Origin of the sequence: Methylotenera sp. (assembly GCF_029946165.1) — a bacterium.
Lineage (GTDB): Bacteria > Pseudomonadota > Gammaproteobacteria > Burkholderiales > Methylophilaceae > Methylotenera.
In genome coordinates this window covers 194,013-205,505 of the sequence record NZ_JAQSDZ010000005.1, presented here as the reverse complement: position 1 = coordinate 205,505, position 11,493 = coordinate 194,013, and the positions used below count along the sequence as shown (strand labels likewise).

Here is an 11,493-nt window from a genome sequence, read left to right as displayed (position 1 = left end):
CAAGATACTCTGCGTGAACGTGTCCTTGGCGCGACATGGCATTCAGCGTTCTGCGAACGCTTGACAGCCTTGTGGGATTTCCTTTTAATTGCAAGAGTTTTACATCTAAAAAGGGCAAACCCGACCGAAAGGCGGGGGTGCAAAATTTCCGGCCTACGGGACGATGACTCTAGGGCGGCGGAAGTGCCAGATTGTGCGGGTTTTCCCGCATTTCTTATCCACGATCCCCACTCCAGTTTTCTCTCTGGCAGTTCCGGAATTACACTAATAGTTACATGGGAGAGAGCATGGTATTGCACCAGTCGGCCGCAGAGGTCATGATCGACAGTATGACTCCGAGTGTTGAGCAAATCCGCTCGCGCAAGGATTTTCTTGAATTCGGCGAGCGCGAAGCCTCTCTACTCAAGGAGCTAGGGCCGATGCTGGCACCGCTGGAAGATGCCTTTGTAGAATCATTCTACGGCCATCTCGAAGCCCACCCAGAAACGCACGCACTGATGGGCAGCCCAGAGCGGGTGACCCACCTCAAGCAGAAGCAGCGCGAATATTTTGAACAACTACTTTCTGGCGAATACGGGCCAGATTACGTCAAGAGCCGCATGCGCGTGGGCGTCATTCACCAGCAGATCGGCTTGGAGCCGCGCTGGTATCTGGGTGCTTATGGAAAGTATTTGTCCTGGCTACTGCCGGAAGTATTGCGCCATGCCAACAACGATCCAGAGCGATTTCTCGATTACACCCAAGCCTTGATCAAAGCGACGCTGTTCGATTGCGAGCTTTCCCTCACGGCCTATTTCCACGCAGACCATGAAATGCTGCGCTTACTGGCACAAGTGTTTGAAAGTAATCTGGAAGTGGTGATGATTACTGACTTGGAAGGCCATATTCTTCATGCCAACAAGTCGGTGACTTCAATTACTGGACATATACCAGAAGAGCTGATTGGATCTCTCTTGTGCAACCTTCATGCAAAAGGCCAGGACGAACTTTGCAACACCGTCTGGGGTACAGTTGTTAGCGGTGGCCAGTGGCAGGGAGAAATCCGAGAGAAACGTAAGAGTGGTGAAGAATATCCAGCATGGATGAACCTAAGCGCAGTCAAGGATAGCACTGGTAAGGTGACGCATGTGATCGCCGAGTTTTCCGATATCACTGCTTTCAAACAGACGCAAGAGGCGCTGGCAAGGCGCACTGAGGAATTGGCCAGCTCCAATCAGGAGTTGGAACAGTTTGCCTATGTGGCCTCTCACGACTTACAGGAGCCCTTGCGCATGGTGGCGAGTTATACGCAGTTGCTGGCGCGTCGCTACAAGGACAAGTTGGACGATGACGCTAACGAGTTTATCCATTACGCAGTAGATGGCGCGACTCGCATGCAGGCATTGATCAACGACTTGTTGGCACTATCGAGAATAGGCACCAGCCGCAAGGCACTAGCAACGTGTGAATCTGGACTGGCATTAGAGCGAGCACTGGCTAATCTGCGCCTCGCTATACAAGAATCAGGTGCCCTCGTGACGCATGACACCATGCCCCACTTGGTAGCAGACGTTTCCCAGCTCACACAGTTGTTCCAGAACCTGATAGGTAATGCACTTAAGTTTCACGGTGAGGCGCCGTTAGCTATCCATATCGGGGTCAAGCGCCAGAAGGACGATTGGGTGTTTTCGGTACGCGACAACGGCATTGGCATCGCGCCAGAGTTTTTCGAGCGCATCTTCGTCATCTTCCAGCGCCTGCACGGCAAGCAGGAATATCCGGGTACCGGCATCGGGCTCGCCGTGTGCAGAAAAATCGTTGAGCGGCATGGGGGCCATATCTGGCTGGAATCCAAGCCAGACGAAGGCGCTACATTTTATTTTACATTACCCGCTAGAACCAAAACCAAAGAAGAAAGTAGTCATGCAGATTAAATCAGGAAGACCAGTCGAATTTTTGCTGGCAGAGGACAACCCCGGCGATGTACGCCTGACCAAGGAAGCGCTACGCGACAGTAAGGTGCTCAATAACCTCAACGTGGTACAGGATGGCGTAGAGGCGCTGGCCTTCCTGCGCCGCGAGGGTAAGTATGCCGATGCCCCGCGCCCGGATGTGGTGTTGCTCGACCTTAACCTGCCTAAGAAAGACGGCCGCCAAGTGCTGGAGGCCATCAAGTCAGATCCGGCGCTGAAGCGTATCCCGGTGGTAATCATTACATCTTCCGAGGCAGAGCAGGACATCATGCGCACTTACGATCTGCACGCCAACTGCTACGTAGCTAAGCCAGTGGATCTGGACCAGTTCATCAAGGTCATTCAGTCCATTGAGAATTTTTGGCTGACCATTGTCAAGCTGCCTTCAAACCTCAACGACTAACCTTGTCGTCATTTGCGATCCCTGCTGAAATAGACTCTAGAGAGCTCATCATGAAAACCGAATCGCTCAATCTGTTGCTGATCGAGGACAACCCCGGCGATGTCCGGCTGGTGCAGGAAATTCTCACCATGGAGGGTACTGGAAAATTTTCCATGACAACCGCCGACTGCCTGGAAAATGCACAGGTAATCCTGGAGCACCAGAAAGTAGAGGTGATCTTGCTCGACCTGCAACTGCCAGATGGTAACGGACTCGATACTCTGCTCAAAATTCATGCAATTGCACCAGGCGTGCCCATCGTAGTGCTAAGCAACATCTCTGACGAACGCCTGGCGGTACAATCCGTGCAGCGAGGGGCACAGGATTTCCTAGTCAAGAACCACGTCAACGGCCACATGTTACTGCGCTCCCTAAGTTACGCCATCGAGCGCAAATACATGGAAGAACGGCTGCACGACCTGGCGCATCACGATAGCCTGACTGGGCTGGCCAACCGTAAGCTATTCTACGATAACCTGAAAACCGCACTGGCTTCCGCGCGCAGGCATGAGCGGCCGCTGGCCTTGCTACTGCTCGACCTCGACGAATTCAAGCCAATCAACGATACTTACGGCCACCATACAGGTGACCAGTTGCTTCAGGAGGTGGCGCGGCGTTTACGCGAGTGCGTACGTGAAACCGACAGCGTAGCGCGCATGGGTGGCGATGAGTTTACTGTGACACTCACCGACATACGTGACAGCAACGATGCAGCAGCGGTAGCGCGCAAGATTCTGGATCAGATTGAGCAGCCATTCCATATCGGCGCTCATCGGCTAGAGGTACATGCCAGCATCGGCATCAGCCTGTTCCCGGACGATGCCGACCACATGGAGGATCTGGTACACAATGCTGACATTGCCATGTATCGCGCCAAGGGCGATGGCGGCAATACATGCCGCTTCTACTCACCCGAAATGCATGCTAGGGCAGGGACATCTTGGGCGTTGGAAGAGCAGCTACAGCAAGCGCTGGCAAGTAATGAGTTCTTTATCCACTACCAGCCACAAGTAAACATCAGTAGCGGGCGCATCATCGGCATGGAGTCCCTGCTGCGCTGGCAGCATCCACAGCGCGGACCGCTGCTACCAGCGGAGTTCATAGGTGTGCTTGAAGGTTCCACCCTGGCGCTGGAGGTGGGGGAATGGGTGCTGCGCCACGTGTGTACGCAAGGTAGCATCTGGTGCAAAATGGGGCTGCCCGCGCTGACCCTGTCAGTCAATGTGTCGCACCGCCAGTTAATGCAGGAAGACTTTGCCGAGACCGTCGCCGCCATTCTCGAGGATACCGGCTTCGATCCACAAAATCTAGAACTGGATGTTTCCGAACGCGCGCTGTGGGAAGACGAGGATCGCGCGCTAAAAGTACTAAACGACACCAATCGTCTGGGAGTCAGACTGGCGCTAGACAATTTTGGCAGTGGGCGAGCCTCCTTCCATTTCTTGCGCAAGTTTCCTTTTCACTCCATCAAACTTGACCGCAGCCTTACCCAAGAAGCATCGTCCACCCCAGACGGTGCCGATCTGGCGCGCGCAGTCATTCAGGTGGCGCATGTGTTCCGCATGAAAGGCTTGGCAGGTGGCGTGGAGACTGCATCGCAGTTGAGCGTCATGCGTAATCTGGCCTGCGACGATGCGCAGGGGTACTTTTATTGTCTCCCGGTACCAACTGATGTCGCCACCGATTTGCTCATGCGCGGGCAGCACCTAGGTCCCGTTGCGGCGGTGGCACAATGAGAATATTACTGGTTGAAGATAATCCAGGCGACGCCAGACTACTCGAGTTTATGTTGCAGGATGCGCTGCGAGACTACCATCTGGCACAAGCCAATACGCTAGCACAGGCTGTTGACCTAGTGCAGGCAGCGCTCTTCGATATTATCCTGCTGGATCTGTCACTGCCGGATGCGCAAGGCAAAAGCACCTTCTGGCGCTTGCACAAGGCAGCGCCGAGTGTCCCCATTGTCGTCATGACCGGTCTGGATGACGAAACGCTCGCCGCCGAACTGGCACAGGCTGGCGCCCAGGACTATCTGATCAAGGGCAGCATAGACGGACGCTGGTTGTTACGCGTGATGCGCTACGCCATCGAACGCAAACGTACCGAAATTGAATTACGCCAGAGTGAGGCAAAAATCCGCGCGCTATATGAGGCTCTCCCTGATTTGCTGTTATTCATAGATCGTGACGGACGCTTCGTCGATTGCAAGCCAGCCAGGGACTTCCCCTTCTATATGGAGCCCGAGCAGCTGCCTGGCCGTACTGTAACAGAAGTCATGCCAGCGGAAATAGCTTCGCAGACCATGGCCTGTGTGGAAAAAGCGCTACTTGACGGCGAGATCGTCTCATTTGAATACCAGCTCACATTTCTGGAAGGATCAAGCGATTATGAAGCGCGTTTCATTCGCGCTACCAGTGAGGAGGTCTTATGTATTGTGCGTGATATCAGTGAGCGCAAGCGCACCGAGCAGCAACTGCATTACCTTGCTCATTACGATGCGCTGACAGGCCTGCCCAATCGCTTACTTTTTAATGACGGCCTACGACGGGCGCAGGTACAGGCTAATCGAACCATGGATACGATGGCACTCATGTTCATCGATCTTGATCGTTTTAAGAATATCAACGACACGCTTGGGCACGGCGCTGGCGATCAACTACTGTTGCAGGTGGGCGGTCGCATCGCACTCTGCGTGCGTGAGTCTGATACGGTAGCGCGTCTGGGCGGCGACGAATTCGCCGTCATTCTCGCCAATGTTCGCGAAGAGAGTGATGCCGCAATAGCTGCACAGAAGATCGTCGATGCCCTGCGCTTGCCATTCGAGGTGAGTGGGCATGAGGTGCATATATGCGCCAGCATCGGCATCACACTCTACCGACCAGGGCAGGATAACCGCGACATTCTGCTGGAAAAAGCTGACGTGGCTATGTATCACGCCAAGGCGTGTGGACGTAACAATTTTCAGTTCTATTCGCCAGACATGGATGCCATTGCCTACGAGCGTCTGGTGCTAGAGAACCAACTGCGCCACGCGCTGGAGCGCAATGAATTCATCCTGTATTACCAACCACAAGTGTCAGCAAAGAGCACTCATATCACAGGACTAGAAGCCCTGCTGCGCTGGCAGCATCCAGAGCGAGGTCTTGTCTCGCCTGCCGAGTTCATTCCTTTGCTAGAGGAAAGTGGTCTCATTATTCCAGTCGGCAATTGGGTGCTGCGTAACGCCTGCCAACAAGCGCGCCAGTGGAGCGATAACGGCACGCCAGTACGCGTAGCGGTCAACCTTTCCGTACATCAGTTCAGGCTGCCGGGCATCGTCGAAGAGGTGGCGGAAGCACTCAGAGCCAGCGGCTTATCACCGGAATTACTGGAGCTGGAACTAACCGAAAGTATGTTCATGGACAGCGCTGCCGGCAACATCGACACTCTAAAAAGATTCAAGGCACTGGGTGTTTCCATCGCTCTTGATGATTTTGGCAGCGGAGCTTCTTCGCTGGCTTACCTTAAGGACTTTCCAGTCGACACGATTAAGATCTGCCAGTCCTTTGTGGACAACCTGCCACACAACAACGACGACAGCGCAATAGCCAAGGCTCTACTCAACCTGGCGCAGGATATGAGCCTCAGCAGCGTGGCAGAGGGTGTGGAGAACCACCAACAGGCCAAGTTCTTGCGAGAACGTAGTTGCGATTACATTCAGGGTTATTTGTACAGTAAGCCCTTGCCGGTGGACGAGGTGGGCCGATTGTTGCGTGACGGCAGCCCCTTGGGCAATGGCAAATAGAGGCTGCCAGGTGGAGTCTATTATTCCCCATATCGTTGGCATAATCTGCCGTAGTTATGCACACGGAAACCTTTATCACAATCATTTACCTCGATAAATTAATACTCAATGGATATATTGAAAATATGTAGGTTCATGCGATTGAATGTAATTGCTGTATTCATGACCATGGGTCTAAGCTCGATAGAGCTAATTTCTTTATCAAGTATTCATGTATAGCTTTGAGCATAAAGTAGAAAATTGACCATGAATATGAACCAGTTTTATGGGCACTTCTATAAATACATTTTTAGTGAAAAATTACATGAAATCTTCCAAAATCCGTCATTCCGGCATACGACTTTGCAAGTGCTTCAGCACTTAGCAAATCGGAGTGCCTGTGGTGCGGAGGCCGGAATCCAGTCAACGTTAAATAATAAAGTATTTAATTACAGTAACTTACATTGAAACTTGACTGGATACTGGCCTTTCACGTGTGAATAATGCGCTTTCACTCAGAATAATGTGCTTTAGCACATATATTCTGTGGGGAAGCCAAATGCTGGCTTGGCGCATATATTCCACGGGGAAGACCTTTACGGTCTCGCCAGCATGACGATCTTAAGAGATATTTATCGTAACTTTCTCAATAGAGTGAATTTATAGAAGTGCCCTTATGAAGAATTCTTTGAAGAGGTTGAGGCGTTGCTTGCTCAATCCGAGCATTTATTATTATATATTTGAATCGTAGCCGCTATTTTTAAAAAGTCGCTTAAATTAACTTAATAGGTAGGGAGTAATAGCATTATGAAAATCAACATGCCAGTCACTAACCATGAAGTCTTCTTCGGTGATGATGAGTTTATGCTCACCAAAACCGACCTTAAAGGCATTATCACCTACGTGAACCAGGATTTCATTAAGATGAGTGGGTATTCTGAAGAAGAATTGTTGGGTGCTAGCCACAACATAGTGCGCCACCCTGACATGCCCGTTGAGGCGTTCGCTGACTTGTGGGTACAGTTAAAAGCAGGAAGGCCTTGGACTGGCTTGGTTAAAAACCGCACTAAATCTGGTGACTTTTACTGGGTAGAAGCCAATGCCACACCAATTTTTGAGAATGGTCAAATCACCAGTTATCTTTCTGCGCGCAGAAAACCAACACGAGAACAAGTAGAAGGGGCTGACGCAGCTTATCGCTTATTTAAAGAGGGAAAAGCCAAAGGCTTACGTATTGTCGAGGGTAAAGGGGTGCACGATACACTCGGCTATAAATTAAAAACATGGTTGCAAAATTTCAAGGTCATCAATCGTTTATTTACCATGGTGGCGGTTGACGTACTGATAGCAACATCACTCATTGTTTATTCCTTGAATGCGCTTGAGCATGCCAATACCAACCTTAAAGCGGTGTACGACAACCGTATGCTGCCGGTTAAAGACTTATATGCGATTGAAACACTTAGAGAAAACAACTTCACCCAATTAAGTTCCGCCATTAACAGAGCCAGTCATGTTAGAGAAGGCAAAGAAGTAGCGCCAGTGATGAATGCTGAAGTGGCTGCCAAGGCGGCTGATACGATGGAAGGTAATATTAAAAGCATCGACACATTAATGGATGGTTACATGACTAGTAATTTCTCACCAGAAGAGAAAATCCTGGCAACAACCTATAAGGAAGCCCGTGACAAATTTGATGCAGGGATGAGTCGGATCGGCATTGTTGCCTTGCGTGCCAACAACTATGCGGAAGCACAAAAAATCTATAGCCAAGCAGCACCATTGCGTGAAAATGCTAGTCAAGCAGCCGGAGCTTTAGTTAAGTTACAGTTTGAAATGGCAAACAATTCGTATCAGGCTGCCGTCAAAACCTATGAAACCGTACGCATAATAGCCATTGGTGGATTGTTGTTAGCAATATCACTCATGGTGGGGTTGGGTTTATTCATCGCCCGCACAATCACCAATCCGCTAAAACAAGCAATTCATGTGTTTAAACTGATTGCTGCAAACGAATTAAATTATAGTATTAATGCTGTAGGCAACAATGAAATGGGTGACGTATTACGCGCACTCAAAACGATGCAAACGATGCTGAATGTTAATGTGAACGAGCAGAAGGATTTATCTAAAAAGATAGAAGCTACATCAATCAAGTACGAAGGCCAGTTATCTTCCATTGCTAAATCCTCCTGCGTCATGGAATTTAGCATGGATGGCAAAGTGTTTGCCGCTAATGATGTTCTGTTAAAGGCTATTGGCTACAGCTTAAATGAGGTGATGGGGCAACCCCATAGCACTTTTGTGACTAGCACCACGGCCAATAGTGATGAATACAAACAGTTCTGGAACAAACTCGGTAATGGTGAGGCAATCACTGGAGAATTCTGCTTTGTCGGCAAAGGTGGCAAGGAATCATGGTTGCAAGCTTCTTACAATCCGATTCTAGACGAGACAGGCAAGCCCTACAAAGTGGTGCTATACGCTACGGATGTGACGGAAGACAAGCTCAAAAATGCCAGCTTTGAAGGCCAAATAGAGGCGATTGGCAAATCACAAGGCATTGTAGCGTTTAACCTGGATGGCAAAGTAACCGCTGTGAATGACAACTTTGCAACGCTTACAGCTTACAGCCCCAAAGAAGTGATAGGCCAACACCACAGCATGTTTGTGGATGCGGCCTATAAAGCCAGTCCGGAATACCAGAGTTTCTGGGCTAAACTAGGGTGCGGTGAAGCCATCAGTGGCGACTACAAGTGCATAGGCAAAGGCGGTAAAGAGTTCTGGCTACAAACTTCATTTAATCCAATTATGGATTCAAATGGCAAGCCCTTCCAGATGGTTCAATATGCCACCGATATTACCGCGCAAAAGAATGCGGATGAAGCCAATAAAAAGGCCTTCGCCTTTGCCAGCCTAATCAAGACCTCGCTAGATAACGCTTCAGTGAATATGATGATGGCAGATAACGATGGCGTTATTTTGTACATGAGTGCCTCCGCTGAAAGACTCATGCGCTCATCAATATCAGAATTCAAAAAAGCCTTGCCACAATTTGACCCGAATAAAATCGTGGGTCGAAGCTTTGATATTTTCCATAAAAACCCCTCGCATCAAAGAAGCCTGCTGGCGTCGCTAACGCAAGCTTATGTGGCCACAGTACCGGTGGGTGGTTTAATCTTCAAATTAACCGCCAGCCCCATTATCAATGAAGAAGGTACGCGTTTAGGGACAGCATTAGAGTGGCTGGATATTACCGCCGAACGAAACGTTGAGAATGAAATTGCCAATATCGTAGAAGAAGCGACTAAAGGTGATTTATCCAATCGCATTCCGCTTGAAGGTAAGTCTGGGTCAGTTTCTGCTTTATGTGATGGTGTAAATGCCATCATGAACAAGATGGCCGAAATCATTACGCAAGTGCGTGAAGCCGGTGAAACCATCAACACCGCTGCGGGTGAAATTTCCACAGGTAACACCGATCTTTCCGTCCGCACAGAGCAACAAGCGAGCAGTCTGGAAAAAACCGCTTCAAGTATGGAAGAGCTCGCTTCAACTGTTAAACAAAACTCTGAGAACGCCAAACAAGCCAACCAGTTAGCGGCCTCAGCCTCAACGGTAGCGGTTAGAGGGGGGCAAGTCGTCGGCCAAGTCGTCAGCACGATGGGTGCTATTAACGCTAGTGCTAAAAAGATTGAAGACATTATTTCCGTCATTGACGGCATCGCCTTCCAGACCAATATCCTGGCGCTGAATGCTGCGGTAGAAGCCGCACGAGCAGGCGAACAAGGTCGTGGCTTTGCCGTAGTTGCAGGTGAAGTGCGTAACTTAGCCCAACGTTCAGCGGCTGCAGCCAAAGAGATCAAAGGACTTATCACTGACTCTGTAAATAAAACAGCCGAAGGCACCATCCAGGTGGAAAACGCTGGCAAAACCATGCAAGAGATCGTCAGTTCAGTACAACGCGTGACCGACATCATGAGCGAGATTGCCGCTGCCTCTATTGAACAAAGTGCTGGTATTGACCAAGTCAATGAAGCCATCACCAGCATGGATGAAGCTACGCAGCAAAATGCCGCGTTGGTAGAACAGGCTGCAGCTGCGGCTGAATCACTGGTAGAACAATCAAATAGCCTGATGGATACGGTAAGTGCATTTAAGCTGAATGGCGGCAACAATGTTTCATTAATTGCCCATAAAACACCATCTCGGCCAATAGCTAGTCGCCCAGCAACGCGTCCAGCTGCCGGGCCTGTTGCAAAGTCAGCGCCAGTGAAGGTCGCAGCTAAAACAACGACTGGCGATGGTGGCTGGGAAGAGTTCTAGTCTTGAAATTGGCTATCTGTAAGCAATCAAAAAACAAAATGTGGAAAGGTATTTATTTGTCAAATTCAAGACGATTATCCATGTTAGAACATATTGTGATGCTTAAGCACACACAAAGTAAATCATAAAATTACCACTAGATAGAGGGGCATAAAATGCTTTGTAGAAGATGTGGGCAAGTTAAATTTTACTTTAGCAGGCTGCTGAAAAACTCACATTTATTTCCCCTTACCCGCTCTTTCGAGTGAATTTTTCAGCGACATCTCGTTTTTTGAGCCGGAAACAGGCCGATTTCACGGGAATTTCCCCGTTTTTCCGCTTTATGGGCGGATTTATGCCGCATTACGCCAACAATCGTCTCATTCTGACCAGATTGTAAGCCGCATCTGTAAACAGGAGGAGTTGATTTACCAACTTCTTTCCGCGATGACTCAATTTGCGCATCAGGCCAATATCCTTCATCCAGCCAAAACTGTAGTGGTCCAATAAATTAGGACACCTCAATCGACGTATTTTGGTGTATTTCTGCCACATTAGATTCAAACTGATTGGGCGATAGATAGCCCAAGGTTGAGTGTAGTCGACACGCATTATAAAAAGCAACAATATAATGACTAATATCCCTGATGGCTTCTTGATGGTTGGCATAATGAGTTTGCCATACACACTCCATTTTTAAATTTAAAAAGAATCGCTCCATCACAGCATTGTCATCACAATGACCTTTGCCACTCATGCTGGCCGTCTGTTGATGTTTAGCCAGTAACTGACAGGGAGAAGTTCCTGGGTCTAATTGCGCAATTGGCGACAGAGCTAAAGACCGCTAATCCTAATGCCAGGATACTGAGCGACAAAGCGATGGTGGAGGCGTTTGAGGCAATCAAGCTCTAAGGTATTTTGTCCTCCCGTAAAAAAAGCCACTGAGAGTTTATCTACAGTGGCTTTTTCATTTCATAAGTTCAATTAATCAGCTGCGTCATCCATAAGCGATGCTGAACAAATTTTGGCGC

The 11,493-nt window shown here is 49.4% G+C and carries 5 protein-coding genes, 1 pseudogene and 1 riboswitch; of the genes and pseudogenes, 5 read left to right on the top strand and 1 reads right to left on the bottom strand.

Features of this window, described 5'->3' with window-relative positions; translation table 11 throughout:
• The first annotated feature begins 103 nt into the window (after positions 1 to 103).
• A riboswitch (cyclic di-GMP riboswitch) is annotated at positions 104 to 191 on the top strand.
• A gap of 96 nt (positions 192 to 287) precedes the next feature.
• The 5 genes from PSV17_RS03225 to PSV17_RS03205 all read left to right on the top strand — a co-directional run bounded on the left by PSV17_RS03225 (position 288) and on the right by PSV17_RS03205 (position 10,483).
• Positions 288 to 1,913, top strand: coding sequence for a protoglobin domain-containing protein (locus tag PSV17_RS03225; RefSeq protein WP_300479642.1), 1,626 nt, complete (start codon positions 288 to 290; stop codon positions 1,911 to 1,913).
• The gene (locus PSV17_RS03220; RefSeq protein ID WP_300479639.1) at positions 1,903 to 2,355 is read left to right on the top strand and encodes a response regulator; all 453 of its coding nucleotides are present in this window, start codon (positions 1,903 to 1,905) and stop codon (positions 2,353 to 2,355) included. The genes PSV17_RS03225 and PSV17_RS03220 overlap by 11 nt, the downstream gene beginning before the upstream one ends.
• A gap of 50 nt (positions 2,356 to 2,405) precedes the next feature.
• Positions 2,406 to 4,130, top strand: coding sequence for a GGDEF domain-containing response regulator (locus tag PSV17_RS03215; RefSeq protein ID WP_300479637.1), 1,725 nt, complete (start codon positions 2,406 to 2,408; stop codon positions 4,128 to 4,130).
• Positions 4,127 to 6,178 (top strand): EAL domain-containing protein, encoded by a 2,052-nt coding sequence (locus tag PSV17_RS03210; RefSeq protein ID WP_300479634.1) that lies wholly within the window; start codon positions 4,127 to 4,129, stop codon positions 6,176 to 6,178. Before PSV17_RS03215 ends, PSV17_RS03210 begins: the two co-directional genes overlap by 4 nt.
• Before the next feature lie 798 nt (positions 6,179 to 6,976).
• Positions 6,977 to 10,483, top strand: coding sequence for a methyl-accepting chemotaxis protein (locus tag PSV17_RS03205; protein ID WP_300479631.1), 3,507 nt, complete (start codon positions 6,977 to 6,979; stop codon positions 10,481 to 10,483).
• Between the two features lie 490 nt (positions 10,484 to 10,973).
• On the opposite strand, the pseudogene PSV17_RS03200 reads toward PSV17_RS03205, so the two are convergent.
• Positions 10,974 to 11,222 (bottom strand): annotated as a pseudogene (locus tag PSV17_RS03200) (IS3 family transposase); the annotation flags it as partial.
• Positions 11,223 to 11,493: the final 271 nt, after the last annotated feature.